We start from the raw sequence: 15,216 nt of genomic DNA, 5'->3' as shown, positions 1-15,216 counted from the left end.
CGCCCCTTCGGCGCCGGCGGGCCCGCGCCCGCCGTTCAGTCGCGCGACGCCAGGCGGCCGAAGTCGCGGGCGAAGCCTTCGCGGAAGCCGGGCCGTTCCAGAGCCCGCTCGAAGGCGCGCGCGGCACGGGCGAGTGCGGCCTCGTTCTCCTGGGCGGTGGCGAGTTCGGCGAGGTACGCGCGCAGGCTCAGTCCGCGGCCCGCGGCGAGTGCGGTGAGGCGGTCGTGCACATCGGTGTCGACCTCGACGGTGGTGGTGTCGGCCATGGTCCGAGTATGCGCGCCCGGTGACCGGGCGGGGGCCCGTTCGGCGCAGGCGTGCAGCCTACGGGGAACGGACCCCGGTACGGTCCTCCAGGTTCTGCGGTGGTCCGGAGACGGATCAGAGGCGGTCCGGCGGGCTCACAGGGAGCAGGTGTTGACCGTGTCCGTCCCGGGCGCCGCCGCAGGCACCGTACGGCTCACCGGCGGGGCGACACCCCGCCCCGTCCAGGCCGTCAGCGCGTCGAAGGCGGTCCTCAGGCACGGCGACATCGGGCGGACGAGTTGAGGGAAGGGCTGGACCAGGCCGTCGGCGTGGGTCCCGCCGGTGATCCGGTAGTAGCGGTGCAGATCGCCGCGCCCGGAGTCCTCGACCATCTTCGCGTAGACGTCACCGCTCCTGCTGATCGGCAGGAGGGCGTCGAGCGTGCCCTGGACGGTGATCAGCGGCCGCCCGATCCTGCCGGTCAGCGACAGGCGCTCGACCGTCCTGTGCACCCGGTCCGGCCGGTCGGCGTAGACGTAGTCGGCGTCGCAGCCCTTCTGCGTCCCCGCCGCGCAGAGCGGGATCCCGGCCTCCCGGTCGCCGTCGTAGCCCGGGTCGATCTCCTCGCGCATGGTCCGCTGGAGCGGGTCCCACAGGTTGCGCCAGTGCCATTCCCACATCGGCCTGGTCTCGGCGGGATACCCGGCGGCGTACATCTCCGCAAGGGCGGCCGGGTCGCCGAGGGCGGCGCGCGGATAGGCGCGCAGCGCGGCGGGGGCGGTGTCCAGGATGTTGGGTCTGTCCGGGGTGAGCAGCAGGCCGTGCAGCTCGACGCCGCCCGTGTAGAGCTCCGGGTGGTTCTCCAGCTGCCACCGGACCAGATAGCCGCCGGCGGAGGCGCCCGCCATGAAGGTGTTCGCGGGCATGCGGCCGTAGTGCCGTGACACGGTGCGCCGGGCGGCCACGGTCAACTCGGTGACGCGCTCGTTCCATTCGGCCATTGCGTCACCGGGGCGCTTGCCGTCGGTGTAGATCCGTTCGCCGGTGTTGCCCTTGTCGGTGGCCGCGTACGCGTACCCCTGGGCGAGCACGTGATCGGAGATCAGGCGGTCGTTGGCGTACTGCTCGCGCAGGCCGGGCGGTCCCGCGACGACGAGACCGCCGTTCCAGTGGTCGGGGAGCCGGATCACGAACTGACTGTCGTGGTTCCAGCCGTGGTTGGTGTTGGTGGTGGAGGAGTCGGGGAAGTAGCCGTCGAGCTGGATCCCCTTGACCGCCGACGGAGCGACCGCGCCGGGCGCCTCCAGTCCGAGCCAGTCGTTCTTGTCGGTGTGCCCGGAGGCCATGGTCCCGGGCGTGGTGAGATCGGCGAGGCAGGCACCGATCAGGTATTCGGCGCCGGGGACGCGCACCGTGCACTTCGAGGAATCGGGCGCCGCGCTCCCGCTCCCGCTCGCGCTCGCACCGGTCGAGGTCGAGACCAGTGCCGCGGCCAACAGCGCCGCGACGACGGCGGCGACCGGTCGGACAACTCTCATCACGGGGTTCCTGCCTTCTCTGGCCTCTGCGTCATCTGCGTGATCTGCGATAGCTGCGTCGGCAGCGTCGGCTGCGTCGGCTCTGAAATCCGTGGCATTTGCTTCTTCCGCTGTCATCGGCGGACCCGACCTGCCGTCCGGTGTTCCGAGGCTAAGGGCTGTCCCGTAACTGATCTTTGAGTCGACGCTGGTGTGGTTGGTCGTGGTGGTGCGGGTCGCCGCCTATCCGGCGAGGGCGAGGTTGTGCAGGCGGGCGATGCCGAGCATGGCGTGGTGAACGCCGTCGCCTTTGAGACGGCAGTCACGGAGGATCTTCCAGGTCTTCATGCGGGCGAAGACGTGCTCGACGCGGGCACGGACCTGCTTGTGGGACTTGTTGTGCGCCTGCTTCCAGTCGGGCAGGTCTTCGCCCTTCCGGCGGCGGTGGGGCATGACGAGTCCGGTGCCGGGATAGCCGCCGTCGGCGATCGTGAGTGTTTCGCCGACGGCGGCTTTGACGCCGGACTCTTCCCAGGCCTTGCAGTCGTTGCGGTTTCCCGCGAGCGGCCGGCCGACCACGACGACCAGGCGCGTGTCGGCGTCGATGACGATCTGGTGGTTCGTGGAGTACCGGTAGTTCTTCGACTGCGCCGAGATGGCGTGGTCGCGGGTGGGCACCAGGGTGCCGTCTACGATCAGCACAGTGTCCTTCGCGAACCTCTTGCGGGGCTGCAGCGCGAGCATCGGCCCGAGGTGGTCGATGATCCGGTCCGCCGCCGACTTCGAGACCCCGAAGAGAGGAGCGAGCTGGCGCATCGTCAAGTTCGTCCGCCAGTACGCCGCCACCAGCAGGGCCCGGTCCTCCAGCGGAAGGCTCCACGGTCGGCCCTTGCGGACCGCATCCGCCCCCTCCCGCCGCAGAACCGTCACCAGCTTCCCGAAGGCACGCGGGCTCAGCCCGGTGAACGGGGCTATCCAAGACGGCTCCGACGCCGTGATCACACCACCCACACCAAGATCATCTCACCCGCGACCAGCAGTTACGGGACAGCCCTTAGGAAGACCGGGGCGCCCGGCCCCAGATGCCGAGCGGCCACACCGCGCAAGCACCCACCGCCGGACGGCACATGACCTCCGGCCGAAGTTCGTCACTACGACGGGCCCGGGAAGCCGTCAGGAGCCGCCGCACCGTCTGCCGCGCGTATCGTTCGACGTCGGCGGGCCCGCAGGCCGCGTCCGCACTCCAGGAGAGGGAACCGATGACCGCGCTGCCGAACCCGGCCACCGGGCCCGCACGCCCGCTGCCGTGGCTGCCGCCCCTCGTCCACGCCGTCGTGCTGGCCGGCGGGCTCTACGGGGGTGTGGTGGCGGCCGGTCCCGCCGACCCGCGCGCCCTCGGCGGGTTCGCCGTGAGCCTGCTGCTCCTGGCGGCCCTCGACGTGGCCGAGCGGCGTCGCCACCCGCAGCGCACGCCCGTCCGCCCTGCCCTCGCACTGCTCGTGTCACGCCTCGCGCTGTTCGCCGTGGCGAGCGCCCTGGACCCGACGGGCGTTTCGCGGGCGCTGTTCGTACTGCTGCCGCTCACCGCCTACTTCGCCTTCGGCCGCCGCAGCGGTATCGCGCTGGGGGTGGCCTGCCTCGCGGTGATCCTTGCGGGGAACCTCCTGCGGGTCCCCGAGTGGTACCTGCGGCCCGACACGGTCACCGACCTGCTGATGTCCGGCCTCGCCCTGCTGCTCGCCGTCACGATGGCCACGGTCGCCGTACGGGAGCAAGAGGCCCGCCTGAGGCTCGGGGAAACCGTGGACGAACTGCGGGACTCCCATGCGCAACTGACCGCGTACGCCGCGCAGGTCGCCCAGCTCTCGACGGTGCGCGAACGCAACCGGCTGGCCCGGGAGTTCCACGACGGCCTCGGCCATCACCTCACGGCGATCGCCATCCAACTCGAGAAGGCGTCGGCCTTCCGGGCGACCGACCCGGAAACCGCCGAACGGGCCGTGGCCGATGCACGCCTCTCCGCGGTCCGCGCCCTCGACGACGTCCGCCGGTCGGTCCGGGCGATGCGCGACGAGGACGACGGGTTCTTGCTGTCCACCGCGCTGGCCGACCTCGTGCACCACGTGGACGCCGCACCGCCGGTGGTCACGCTCAGCCTCTCCGGGGACGAGCACGGCCACCGCTCCGAAGCCCTCGCCGCGCTGTACCGGGCGGCGCAGGAGGGACTCACCAACGTGCGGCGCCACGCGGGCGCGAGCCAGGTCCGGCTGTCAGCGGTCTTCGGCGAGGACGAGGCGCGCCTCGTGGTGGCCGACGACGGCCGCGGCTTCCCCGCCAACCCACCACCGGGCCAGGGCGGTTTCGGCCTGCTCGGCATGCGCGAACGCCTCGCCCCGCTCGGGGGCCGGGTCCGGGTCGAGGCGGCGCCGAGCCGCGGGACCGTGCTCACCGTAACGGTGCCCCGCGTCCCCGCAACGGTGGGGCGGGCCGGACGATGACGGCGGATTCCGTCGCCGGCACGGTGCGCGTGCTGGTCGTGGACGACCAGGAGCTCGTTCGCGAGGGCATCGCCTCGCTCCTCGGGATCCAGCCCGGCATCACCGTGATCGGGGCCGTGCCGGACGGCCGGCAGGCGGTCGAGGCGGCCGTGGCCCACCACCCGGACGTGGTCCTCATGGACATCAGGATGCCCGTCATGGACGGGGTGACCGCCGTCGCCGAACTGGCCGACCGGGCCCCCGACTGCAAGGTGATCATGCTGACGACCTTCGACGACGACGAGTACGTCGGCCGGGCCCTGGGGGCGGGCGCCATCGGCTACCTCCTGAAGAACCTGCCCTCGGCCGAACTGGCCGCCGCGGTACGCCTGGCACACGCGGGCGTGGCCCAGCTCGACGCCGCGGTGGCCCGCAGGCTCGCGGCCGGAGCCTCCCGCCCGGTGCCCCCGCCCCCGGCCCCCGCCCCCGCCCTCTCGGCGCTCACCGAGCGCGAGACCGATGTACTGCGGCTGATCGCCACCGGCTCCACCAACCGCGAGATCGCGGGCCACCTCTTCCTCAGCGAGGGCACGGTCAAGAACCACATCTCCCGCGTCCTGTCCCGTTTGGGCCTGCGCGACCGGACGCACGCCGCCATCTACGCCCGCGACCACGGCCTGCTCTAGGGGGTGTCTTTCGACCTCAGGGACGGACGCGGCCCGAGAGCCAGGGCGTGAGCGAGGGGCCCCCGACGCGTTCCCGGTACGTTTCGTCGCCGGGCAGGGGGACGGAGAGCCAGTACCCCGGCGGGAAGAACCGCCCCTTCACGAAGGCCAGTCCGCCGTAGACGGACCGTAGGAACGCGGGGACGGAGTCCCGGGGGACGTCGTCGAACTCCACCCCGTCGACGGTGATCTTCGCGTCGTCCTCGGGGAAGATCCGCACGCTGACGGTCGGGCTGCCGCCCAGTTCGACGAAGGCCTCGTGGGGCAGGGATCCGTTGGGGTCGAGGACGGAGAACAGGGCCGAGGAGGCCCGCCGCGACGTCTGGTCGGCGCCGATGTCATCCGTGACGGACACGGCCAGCCGGTACTCGTCCGCGACGGCCCGTATTGCGCCGACGGCCGACTCGGTGGTCGGCAGGGAGGGATGCGTCATGATCCAGATGATGCCGCATGCCGCCCCCGGGGACGTCGGGCTCCGCTCCCCCCTCAACGCGGGGGCGGGGAGCCGGATAGGGTGCGGGCGAAGCCGGGTGCCCGGACCGTCGCGGGGGAGGTGGCAGTGTGCACACCGTGCCCTGGGTGCACGTCGTACCGGAACAAGGCGCGCTACCTGTCGATCTGTTGCTGCCCGAGACCGGCAGGACGTACGCGGTGCGCCTCGACGGTCGTGAGATGCGGGACACGGACGCGGTCTTCCTGCAGTTCTACGACCGACTGAAGCTGCCGGACTACTTCGGGTGGAACTGGAACGCCCTCCTCGACTGCCTGCGCGATCTGCACCGGCTACTGCCCGCGGACCGCTACGTGTTCATCGTCGAGGCTGCGGACGAGGTGCTGCCGGACGATGCCGACGCACGGCAATTGCTCTTCAGGACGCTTCTGCGGGCGGGCCGGCGATGGTCCTTCACACGGCGGTCCGACGGCGTCGACCTGAGCAGGCTCGTGATCGTGATGTCCTGTGCGGCAGCATCCGTTACGGACCTGCGGGAGCAATTGCGCCTGTGCTGGGACGAGACGGTCGCGTCGCCACCGCGCATCGTGGAAGGGGCTCCGTGACGCTCGTCATCGAACTTCGGCGTGGGGTGTCCACCGCTCGGACGCGCCGGAAGCCCGGGCCGCGTCCGGCAACGGGGATGTTGGAGCGGATCATCGCCGAAGACGCGTTCCGGGCGGCGATCGAGCGGCTCGGGCGCCCCGGGCGCCCCGGGCTGCCCACCCTTGCGGACGTGGACCCGTACGCGGACACCGTGCTCCGTGGTGGAGCGGTGGCCCGAATGGTGCGGGAACTGGAGGCCTCGGACCTGACCCGCTTGCACGGTGCGGAACGCGAGGTCATGGCCACCCTGCTGACCTGGGGCCTGCGATGCCGTCGGGAGACGGACCTGAGGATCGCCTTCTCGGGCGACTGACCGGGCGCCTGACCGGGCGCGGGTCGGGCGGGTCCGTGCGGCGGGCGACGCCGTTATCCCGCCAGGGAGTTCTCGGGGGCCAGGACGGCGGCGATCCGGCCGGCGATGGTCTGCGCCGTGTTGTTCTCGGGGCTCTTGGGACCGACCGTGGTGGACACCGCGATGGCCAGGCGCTCGCTCGGGAGGTACGCCTGGATCGCGGCGTAACCCGCGAAGGACGGGTTCGACTGGATCCAGCCGTTCTGGACGATCACGCCGTAGCCGAAGTGCCGGGCCGGAAGCTGGCGGAAGCAGTCCTTGGGCGCGCAGCCGGGGGTGTTGCCGCCGAGGCCCACCGTGCCCGGGTCCAGCTGGACCTTGAAGCTCTGCGGCGACAGGAGCTCACCCGTACCCACGACCTCGGCCGAGCGGGCCAGGTCGCAGATGTGTGTGTTCAGGACCGCGCCGGGGGCGGTGGTCCAGGAAGGGTTCCAGTAGGTGGACTCCTCGTACTTGCCGCGCTCCGCGTCGAACGAGTGCAGGACGGGCTCCTCGATCTGGGGCGTGAAGCTGTTGCGGGTGTTGTCTAGCCCGGCGGGCCCGGTGATCTGCTGCTCCATCACCTTGGCCAGCGGCATGCCGGAGATCTTCTCCAGGGCCTGCCCGAGGAGCACGAAGTTCGCGTGGGAGTAGCTCCAGCTCGTCCCCGGCTCGTAGAGCAGCGGGTGGGCGGCGGAGATGCCCACGAGTTCGTCGGGGGTCCACTGGCGGAACGGATCGGCGTACAGGGCCGCGAGGAACTTCGGGTCCGGCACGTAGTCGCGCAGGCCCGAGGTGGAGGCGCCGAGCATGCGCAAGGTGATCTCGTCGGCGTGCGGCGCGTCCGGGAGCCAGCGCGAGACCGGGTCGTCGAGGCCGGCCTTGCCGTCCTCGACGAGTTGCAGCATGGCGATGCCCATGTAGACGATGGCCACCGAACCGGCCCGGAAGTGCATGTCCGCCGTGGCCGGGACCCCCGTCATCGACTCGCCGAGGGCTCCGGTGACGATCTCCCGCCCGTCGCGCGTGACCCGCAGGACGACCGCGTTCAGGTCCAGCTCCTTCTGCGCGGCCCTGGCGATGTCCAGGATCTGCTTCGCCTCGCCCCCCGAGGGCTCGGTGGACGCCACGCACGACGTGGTCGCGGCCCCCGCCCCGGTCGCCGCCCACGCGCCACCGGCCGGCAAGGCCGTGCCGAGCAGGGCGGTGGCGCACAGCAGCGCCGTCCGGGCCCGGCCCGGGTGCGCGGTGCTCACTCCGGTCACGGCGACCTCCTCCGCGAAGGGCCCCTGGGGACGAGGCCCACCCTTCGATGGAACGCCCACCGTGCGCGACCGGCCAGTCGACGCCACCTCGGCCACAGCACTAGCCGGCCCAGCGGCCCGTCAGGAAGGTGATGGCGACCACGGTGGAGAGGGGAGTCACGACGTAGAGGTAGGCGGTCTGGATCCGGGGGCGCTTCAGGCTCCACGAGGCCAGGCCGATCCACAGCGGCCACCACAGGAGGGTGGAGCGGGGCACGGACGTGTACCAGTAGGAGGTGCCCAGGGCCCACAGGGTGAGGCCGATGTACAGGGCCTCGGGCCAGCGGCGGCCCCGCACCAGCAGGGCCAGGAGCACGACGCCGACCACCATCGCGAGGAGTTCGGCCTGCCACATGAACGCGTACCCGGTGGGCTGGACGTGGTGGAAGGCGGCCTCCCAGGTGTTCGCCCAGGCCTCCCACGGTGCGTGGAAGTCCCGGTACCAGCCGCGCTCCTGGGAGTGCTTCCAGGCCATCCAGTCCCCGGTCCAGCTGTGCAGGTACCAGCTGTAGAGGGCCGGGGCGAGGGCCGGCAGGAGGAGCCACGGGGCCGAGCGCCAGGCGGTACGGCCGCGGGCGGTGAGGACGAAGTGCAGGGCGAGGGCGGCCGCGAGGAACAGGCCCGTGACGCGGACCGAGCAGGCGAGGCAGGCCAGTGCCGCGGCCGCGGGCCAGTTCTGGCGCTGCGCCGCCAGCCAGGCGGGCAGGGCCAGGGCGAGGAAGAGCGCCTCGGTGTAACCCGCGGCCAGGAACACGGCGCACGGCGAGAGCAGCAGGAAGGCCACCGCACGGCGGCCCGTTTCGAGGTCGGCCAGGTGATGGCGGGCGATCCGGGCGAGGGCCAGGACGGCGACGCCTCCCGAGAGGAACGAGATCAGTACCCCGGCAGCGGCCCAGTCGGGGACCACGGTGTGGACGACGCGCAGGGTGAGGGGGAAACCGGGCAGGAAGGCCTCCCGGTTGTCCCAGCCGGCCGTCCAGGGTCCCGCCTGGCCGGGGAAGTAGCCGTCCTGGGCTATGTGGAGGTAGAACCACCAGTCCCATTGCTGCCAGGGCGAGAAGACCGAGGCGGGCCGCCGGGCCTGGCCGTCGGCCGGGAACAGCCAGCTGACGGCACCCGCGGTGGCCCAGATGCCGACGCGGGTCAGCAGGTACAGCCACACCACCTCGCGTTCACCCGGGCCGAGCCGCAGGAACGCAGGACGGGCGCGGCGCAGGAGACGGAGGCGGCGATCGGTCTCGCGTACGGGGGGCCAGGCGGTGGGCGAGCCGGGCAGCTCGGCCGGCCGACGGGGGGCGGAAACGGACATCTCGGGATCTCCTGGCCGTTTGAGGGTGTGCGGATCCACCGGCCCTGGTTCAGGCCGGTGTCCGCTGACGGTGTGCTGCGGGGAGAGGGGTGCAGAAGAAGGAGGGAAGGGAGGGGGCGGGAAGCGGGGACTACCGGGGCGACTGGGGCGGCGTGGCCGACGTGGTCGGACGCGTGGTCGCGGTGGAACCGACCGGCGGCGCTGTCGAGCTGCTCGACGGCAGCACGCTGTTGAGCGGCGGCGGCGTGGTGCTGCGCGGCGGCGTCATGGAATTCAGGCTCGGCGTCATGGAGTTGGACGGCGGCGTCGTGGAGTTGAGCGTCGGCGTCATGGAGTTGGACGGCGGGGGCGGTGCGGACGTCGGGGACGGGGCCGCGGGAGAGGGGGTGGTCGCGGGGAGGTTCGGGCCCGGGTCCCCCGGAAGGAACACGGACAGGGCCGCACCGGATCCGGCGAGGACGAGGAGGCAGGCGGCGGCGATACCGACGATCCGGCGCCGGCGGTGCCGTTCGCCGCGCCGCTCGATGACGGCGACGGGCGGGGCCGTGCTCGCGGACTGTCCGGCGGAGGCCGCTGCCCGGAACAGGGACCGCAGCGGGTCGTGGGAGTCAGGCATCGGGAGCCTCCTCAATGCGGGGGTCCTGCAGATGACGGGAGAGCGCGACCCTGCCCCGGGACAGGTGGGTCTTGACCGTGCTGGTGGACAGCGAGGTCTCGGCGGCGATCTGCTCGACGCTCAGGTCGCACACGTAGTGCAGCGCCATGGTCCGGCGCTGTTTCAGGGGCAGTTGCCGCAGCGCCTCGACCAGCGCCACCGCCTCCGGCCCCGGTCCGTCCACATGAGCGGCGGGGGCGGTGCGCTGCCAGGCGTCGGCGGTGCGCCGCCGCCCGCGCCAGCGGCTGACGGCGAGTCGCCACGCGACAGTGCGGATCCACGCCTCGGGCCGGCCGTCGCGGTCCAGCTGACGCCGGCGGCTCCACCCTCTGACGAAGGCTTCCTGCACCACGTCCTGTGCCTCGTGGTGGTCGCCGAGCATCACGTAGAGCTGTCCTGTGAGCCGTCCTGCCGCTTGCGCGTAGAACTCCTCGAACTCCTCGATGGTCAAAAAATCGCTCCCGAATCCATGTGTCCCTCTCACCGGGCATACGCACGCCGCGCCCCATCCGGTCGACACCGGACGACAGATCGTTGTGTGAGTGCCGTCACACGGCGGGTCGGGTACCCATCGTCGCGGCGGCCACGGCGCGGCGGGGCGGCGGCGCCACGGGCCACCGGGTGACGTGGAGCCAGGCTCCGGGCCGGCACCGGTCCGGGGGAGCGGACGGCGGAAGGAACCGGATCGGGACCCGCGCCCGCGCCCGGACCCGACGCCGGCCGATGCGCCGTGCTGTGCGGGGGAGAAGGGCCCGGCACGGCAGAAGGGCCCGGATCCATGAGGATCCGGGCCCTTCTGATCAGTAGCGGGGACAGGATTTGAACCTGCGACCTCTGGGTTATGAGCCCAGCGAGCTACCGAGCTGCTCCACCCCGCGTCGGTGGACCTCACCTTACGGCATCTCGGGGGCGGTCTTGGACGCGTTTACGGGCGGTCGTGTCCGGAGTGTGGGCGAAAGGGCTGAATCTCATCCTGAAGGCGAGATCATTCCCCCTGGTGACAGTGCGTGCAGGCGTGTACCTTCACGGGTAGCTGTCGTGGTTCCAAGTGCCTTGCCCGTGCCTTTTGGTGTGGGCAGTTTTGCTGTGTTGTGCCGTAGGACCAGGGCGATCACCTCCGTCTTCCACGCCGTGTGGAAGACGTACGTCAACGGGAAGGCATGAACATGGCTACGGGAACTGTGAAGTGGTTCAACTCGGAAAAGGGCTTCGGCTTCATCGCCCAGGACGGTGGCGGCCCGGACGTCTTCGCCCACTACTCGGCGATCAACGCCTCTGGCTACCGTGAGCTGCAGGAGGGTCAGGCCGTGACCTTCGACATCACGCAGGGTCAGAAGGGCCCGCAGGCGGAGAACATCACCCCCGCCTAGTCCCGGACGACGGCCCGGTGTGACCACCGGGCTCCGGAGAACCGTTTCCCCGTCCCGCCCGTTCGCTGAACGGGCCGTGGGAAAGATCAGGGCCGTGCGGCGCCGCCGCACGGCCCTGATCCGTCTCCCGGCTCCGCACGCTGCCATGCCCGGGTGGGCCACAGGCTGAGCACGGTTGTGCAGGCACGGGTCGGCGGAATGCTCCAGGAACTCGTCGACTCCGGTCGGGAGAGTGGCCTCCAGGTGGCGGCATCCGGTCGGCGAGCCGATCGACTGGGACACCGTGTGCGCGGTCGTCGCGCCCGCGGAGCCCCTGTGGGAACCGGGCTCCGCCAGCGGGCACCACGTGGCTGGACCTTCGGCTGGATCCTCGGCCAGACCGTGCGCCACTTCGTCGGCCTGCCCCGGACGGCCGGCAGGTGAACGCACGGCTTTCGGCCACCACGGAAGCGGCGGCAGCATCGCCTTCGCCGACCGCGCCCGCGGCCTGGCCCGGCCTTCAGGCTCACCCGGACCCGCCTGGTGGGCGGCGCGGCCGATACGGCCGCCCGGACGCTGGCGGACGAGATCCGATCGGTCGTCACAGGAGCGAAGGGGTCCTGGCGCGACGTACTCCCCGCAGCCGAACGGCGGCCCCGATCACGGCGAGCGCCACGGTCGCGATCCCCGACGCGGCCAGCACCTGCCGGGGCCCGAGGAGCGCGATCAGCGGGCCGCCGAGCGCGGTGCCCACCGGCCCGGCGGTCAGCAGGGCGGCGCTGCGGGCGGCGAGGACCGTGGTGAGCGAGGCGGGCGGGGTGCGTTCCTGGAAGAGGGTGTAGGACAACGCCGTGAACGGTCCGTAGATCAGGCCGCCGAGGGTGAAGCAGGCGAGGGTGACAGCCACCGGCGCGCCGAGGCCGAAGGGTACGAGCGCCAGCCCCCAGCCCGCGACGATCCCCAGGGTGACCGGCCAGAGCGGGAACCGGCGCAGTACGCCCGCGGTCAGGCCACCCAGCACGGCGCCCGCGCCGAACAGCGTCCAGTACAGCCCGAGCAGGCCCGCCCCGGCGTGCAGGTCGTCGGTGACGTGCAATGGGAGCGCGACCTCCGCCGGCCCGTAGAGGAAGTTGAAGAACCAGGTCAGGGCCAGGACGCCGAGGAGCTCGGGCTGCTTGCGCAGCAGGCGCAGGCCGGCCGCCGACCGGTCGGCGTCGACGGGCGCGGCCGTTGCGGCCGTCGCCCCCTTCCCGTCCTGCCCGGCCGCCGCACCCCGCAGTCGCCCGACCTGGACGGCGAGCACGGCGAAGGACAGTGCGTCGAGGCCGATGAGCAAGGCGGGGCTGATCACCGTCGCCAGGAACCCGGCGAGCGCGGGGCCGACGACGATGGAGGCCGAGGCACTGGAACTGACCAGCGCGTTGGCGGCCAGCCGCTGATCGGGCGGAAGGATCTGGGCTATCAGGGAGTACCTGCCCGCGTTCCCCCAGGCGTGCAGGACGGACGAGCCCGCGAGCAGGGCCACGTACAGCACCGGGTGCAGCACCCCCGCGACCCAGGCCAGCGGCACACAGCCGAGGAGCACCGCGCGGATCCGGCTGTCGGCCACCAGCAGCCGCCCGGCGGGAAGCCGGCGCAGCCACCGCCCGAAGAGCAGTGCTCCGGCCGCCCCCGGAAGCGCGTACGCGGCGAGTGCGGCCCCCAGGAGCATCCCGGACCGCCCCGGCGGAGCGATCTCGATGGCCAGCCATGCCACGGCGACCACGCTCATTCCGTCACCGAGATCGGAGGCCGCCAGAGCGGGCAGCAGCCGCCGGAAGTCGGCATGGGCGAACAGCGGCCGGTAGGGCCGGGGGAGGAGGCGAGTTGTCTGTACGGGAGTCACCAGGTCAGACTCATGGTTCAAGCGCACTTGAAGTCAAGGGGGAGTGACGGGTGCGACAGCTCGGGATCGGTGAGCTCGCTCGGCAGGTGGGGATGAGACCCTCGGCGCTGCGCTACTACGAGAGCGTCGGTCTGCTGCCGCCCGCCGAACGGGCCGCGGGCCGGCGCGTCTACCCGGCCGGCACCGTGCGGCGGCTCGCCCTGATCAAGATGGCCCAACGGGCCGGATTCACCCTCGCCGAGATCCGCGACCTGCTCGACGGCGACGCCGAGCGCGGTGCCACCCGGCAGTGGCGCGCCCTCGCCGAGAGCAAGCTCCCCGAACTGGACCGGTTCATCGAGCAGACGCAGATCCTGCGGGACGCCGTCGCCGACTGCCTGGCCTGCGGATGCATGAACTTCGAGAAGTGTGCGCTGCTCTCCGCCGAAGGCCCCGGCTCTTGATCGGTGCGGTCGGCCGATGCTGCTCAAGGCCCCATCAAGCCGTTCAAGGCCCGTTCAAGGCCCGTTCGAAGCCTGCTCAAGGCCCGCCCAAGGCTCGATCGAGGCCTCCTCAAGGACCCGCTCGACGGTCCCGTTCGGCCAGCCCGGCCTCGTACGCGGCGATCGCAGCCTCCACCCGGTTCCGTACCCCGAGCTTGCCCAGGATCGCGCTCACGTGTGCCTTCACCGTGCCCTCGACCAGCAGGAGGCGAGCGGCGATCTCGGCGTTGGACAGACCGGTGCCGAGCAGCGCCAGGACGTCGTTCTCCCGTTCCGTCAGCCCCTCCACGGCGTTCCGCGCGGGCCCGCCGCCCACCATCCGCCCGCTGCGCAGTCCGGCGACGACCCGGGCGGCGACCTTCGGCGAGAGGTACGCGCCGCCCGCGGCCACCGCGTGCACGCCCGCCAGCAGTTCCCGGGGGTCGTCCGCTTTGAGCAGGAACCCACTGGCACCCTCACGCAGGGCGCGGCCGATGAACTCGTCCTCGCCGAAGGTGGTCAACATGATCACCGCAGTGTCGGGCAGCTCCCGGTGGATCCGTGCGGCCGCCGCGATCCCGTCGAGCCGGGGCATCTGGATGTCGAGCAGCGCGACGGCGGGCCGGAGCGCGCGCACGGCGTCGAGGGCCTCGTACCCGTCGGCCGCCTCGGCGACGACCTCGATCTCCGGATCCCGCGCCAGGATGGCGCGCACGCCCGCCCGGACCATCGCCTCGTCGTCCGCCAGCAGCACCTCGACCACCGGTGCAGTCTAACGCCGGTCCGCGGTCGGGCCGTTCGTCGGGGACCCCTGACGAAAGGCGGGGATCCATCGCCGACCTGCGGGCGATGCCTGCCGGCCCTGCTGGTTCCTACGGTCGTCACAGCACCGACGACACCGGAAGGAAACCGTGATAACCCTACGAGGCCTGACCAAACGCCACGGCGACACCGTCGCCGTGGACGGATTGACCCTGGACGTCGAGGAGGGCCTGGTGACCGGCTTCCTCGGCCCCAACGGCGCGGGGAAATCGACCACGATGCGGATGATCCTCGGCCTGGACCGGCCCACCGCCGGCCACGCGCTCATCGACGGGAAGCCCTACGCGTCGCTGCGCCACCCGCTCCGCGAGGTCGGATCCCTCCTCGACGCGAAGGCCCTGCACCCGGGCCGTCCGGCGCGCAGCCACCTGATCGCACAGGCCCGCAGCAACGGCATCCCCGTGCGCCGGGTCGACGAGGTCCTGGAGACGGTGGGCCTGGCCACGGTGGCGCGCCGACGGGCCGGGGCGTTCTCCCTGGGCATGTACCAGCGGCTCGGGATCGCGGGCGCCCTCCTTGGGGATCCGAAGGTGCTCATCCTCGACGAGCCGGTCAACGGCCTCGACCCGGACGGCGTGCGCTGGGTGCGCGAGCTCGTCCGTGCCCAGGCCGCGCAGGGCCGTACGGTCTTCCTCTCCAGCCACCTGATGAGCGAGATGCAGCTGACGGCCGATCGGCTCGTCGTCATCGGCCGGGGCCGGCTGTTGGCCGACACCCCCATGGCCGAGCTGCTCGCCGCGAGCGCCTCGGCATCGGTACGGGTGCGCACCGCCGGCCCCGACGACCTGCGCGCCCTGACCGACCGCCTGCTCGCCCACGACGGGGTGTCCGCCGAACCCGCCCCCTCGCCCGGCGGCGGCGCGGGGAACGAGATCGTCGTCAGGGGCAGGACCGCCGGGGAGATCGGCGATCTCGCCCACCGCCTCGGCATCCCTCTCCACCAACTGCACAGCGTCTCGGCCTCCTTGGAACAGGCCTACATGGAACTGACCGAACAGAGCGTCGAGTACGCGACCCGAACGGCGAAGGTGTGACCCCG

17 protein-coding genes and 1 tRNA gene are annotated in these 15,216 nt (G+C 72.0%); 7 read left to right on the top strand and 11 right to left on the bottom strand.

Features of this window, described 5'->3' with window-relative positions:
* Positions 1-35 precede the first annotated feature (35 nt).
* From OG207_RS01690 to OG207_RS01680, 3 genes are all read right to left on the bottom strand, one after another.
* Positions 36-266 (bottom strand): antitoxin MazE7, encoded by a 231-nt coding sequence (locus OG207_RS01690; RefSeq protein ID WP_329095170.1) that lies wholly within the window; start codon positions 264-266, stop codon positions 36-38.
* 135 nt (positions 267-401) lie between these two features.
* Positions 402-1,784, bottom strand: coding sequence for a tannase/feruloyl esterase family alpha/beta hydrolase (locus tag OG207_RS01685; RefSeq protein ID WP_329095167.1), 1,383 nt, complete (start codon positions 1,782-1,784; stop codon positions 402-404).
* 222 nt (positions 1,785-2,006) lie between these two features.
* A complete protein-coding gene (locus OG207_RS01680) occupies positions 2,007-2,774 on the bottom strand; it encodes an IS5 family transposase (protein ID WP_329095165.1) in 768 nt (255 codons plus the stop codon).
* Between the two features lie 248 nt (positions 2,775-3,022).
* Here OG207_RS01680 and OG207_RS01675 point away from each other — a divergent pair, with 248 nt between their 5' ends.
* Complete coding sequence (locus OG207_RS01675; protein ID WP_329095163.1) at positions 3,023-4,261, top strand: sensor histidine kinase; 1,239 nt, start codon at positions 3,023-3,025, stop codon at positions 4,259-4,261.
* A complete protein-coding gene (locus tag OG207_RS01670) occupies positions 4,258-4,926 on the top strand; it encodes a response regulator transcription factor (RefSeq protein ID WP_329095161.1) in 669 nt (222 codons plus the stop codon). The genes OG207_RS01675 and OG207_RS01670 overlap by 4 nt, the downstream gene beginning before the upstream one ends.
* Before the next feature lie 16 nt (positions 4,927-4,942).
* On the opposite strand, the gene OG207_RS01665 is transcribed toward OG207_RS01670, so the two are convergent.
* Positions 4,943-5,398 carry a hypothetical protein gene (locus tag OG207_RS01665; protein WP_329095159.1) on the bottom strand — a complete coding sequence of 152 codons (456 nt, stop codon included), beginning with the start codon at positions 5,396-5,398 and terminating at the stop codon, positions 4,943-4,945.
* 128 nt (positions 5,399-5,526) lie between these two features.
* Here OG207_RS01665 and OG207_RS01660 point away from each other — a divergent pair, with 128 nt between their 5' ends.
* Entirely contained in the window at positions 5,527-6,021 is a 495-nt protein-coding gene (locus OG207_RS01660; protein ID WP_329095157.1) for a barstar family protein, read from the top strand.
* Between the two features lie 77 nt (positions 6,022-6,098).
* Positions 6,099-6,374, top strand: coding sequence for a hypothetical protein (locus OG207_RS01655; RefSeq protein WP_329095155.1), 276 nt, complete (start codon positions 6,099-6,101; stop codon positions 6,372-6,374).
* A 53-nt stretch (positions 6,375-6,427) separates the two neighbouring features.
* Here the strand turns inward: OG207_RS01655 and OG207_RS01650 are convergent, their stop codons facing one another.
* The 5 genes from OG207_RS01650 to OG207_RS01630 form a co-directional block, all read right to left on the bottom strand.
* Positions 6,428-7,657, bottom strand: a complete 1,230-nt coding sequence (locus tag OG207_RS01650) for a serine hydrolase domain-containing protein (RefSeq protein ID WP_329095154.1) — start codon at positions 7,655-7,657, stop codon at positions 6,428-6,430.
* Positions 7,658-7,757: 100 nt separating this feature from the next.
* Positions 7,758-9,005, bottom strand: a complete 1,248-nt coding sequence (locus tag OG207_RS01645) for a mannosyltransferase family protein (RefSeq protein WP_329095151.1) — start codon at positions 9,003-9,005, stop codon at positions 7,758-7,760.
* A 130-nt stretch (positions 9,006-9,135) separates the two neighbouring features.
* Positions 9,136-9,621 carry a hypothetical protein gene (locus OG207_RS01640; RefSeq protein WP_329095150.1) on the bottom strand — a complete coding sequence of 162 codons (486 nt, stop codon included), beginning with the start codon at positions 9,619-9,621 and terminating at the stop codon, positions 9,136-9,138.
* Positions 9,614-10,111, bottom strand: a complete 498-nt coding sequence (locus tag OG207_RS01635) for a SigE family RNA polymerase sigma factor (RefSeq protein WP_329095149.1) — start codon at positions 10,109-10,111, stop codon at positions 9,614-9,616. Before OG207_RS01635 ends, OG207_RS01640 begins: the two co-directional genes overlap by 8 nt.
* A 353-nt stretch (positions 10,112-10,464) precedes the next feature.
* Positions 10,465-10,538, bottom strand: a tRNA-Met gene (locus tag OG207_RS01630).
* A gap of 288 nt (positions 10,539-10,826) precedes the next feature.
* Between OG207_RS01630 and OG207_RS01625 the strand changes: the two genes are divergently transcribed.
* Positions 10,827-11,030 (top strand): cold-shock protein, encoded by a 204-nt coding sequence (locus tag OG207_RS01625; RefSeq protein WP_030384970.1) that lies wholly within the window; start codon positions 10,827-10,829, stop codon positions 11,028-11,030.
* Positions 11,031-11,610: 580 nt separating this feature from the next.
* Here OG207_RS01625 and OG207_RS01620 read toward each other — a convergent pair.
* Positions 11,611-12,894 carry an MFS transporter gene (locus OG207_RS01620; protein ID WP_329095147.1) on the bottom strand — a complete coding sequence of 428 codons (1,284 nt, stop codon included), beginning with the start codon at positions 12,892-12,894 and terminating at the stop codon, positions 11,611-11,613.
* 50 nt (positions 12,895-12,944) lie between these two features.
* Here OG207_RS01620 and OG207_RS01615 point away from each other — a divergent pair, with 50 nt between their 5' ends.
* Positions 12,945-13,337 (top strand): MerR family transcriptional regulator, encoded by a 393-nt coding sequence (locus OG207_RS01615; RefSeq protein WP_329095145.1) that lies wholly within the window; start codon positions 12,945-12,947, stop codon positions 13,335-13,337.
* A 109-nt stretch (positions 13,338-13,446) separates the two neighbouring features.
* Here the strand turns inward: OG207_RS01615 and OG207_RS01610 are convergent, their stop codons facing one another.
* Positions 13,447-14,109: a response regulator gene (locus OG207_RS01610; protein ID WP_443072856.1), complete on the bottom strand. Its 663-nt coding sequence runs from the start codon at positions 14,107-14,109 to the stop codon at positions 13,447-13,449.
* Positions 14,110-14,266: 157 nt separating this feature from the next.
* Here OG207_RS01610 and OG207_RS01605 point away from each other — a divergent pair, with 157 nt between their 5' ends.
* The gene (locus OG207_RS01605; RefSeq protein WP_329095141.1) at positions 14,267-15,211 is read left to right on the top strand and encodes an ABC transporter ATP-binding protein; all 945 of its coding nucleotides are present in this window, start codon (positions 14,267-14,269) and stop codon (positions 15,209-15,211) included.
* The last annotated feature ends 5 nt before the right edge of the window (positions 15,212-15,216 follow it).

This window comes from Streptomyces sp. NBC_01439 (assembly GCF_036227605.1).
Lineage (GTDB): Bacteria > Actinomycetota > Actinomycetes > Streptomycetales > Streptomycetaceae > Streptomyces.
The sequence above is the reverse complement of the archived record's forward strand: the minus strand, read 5'-3'. Positions and strand labels throughout refer to the sequence as shown.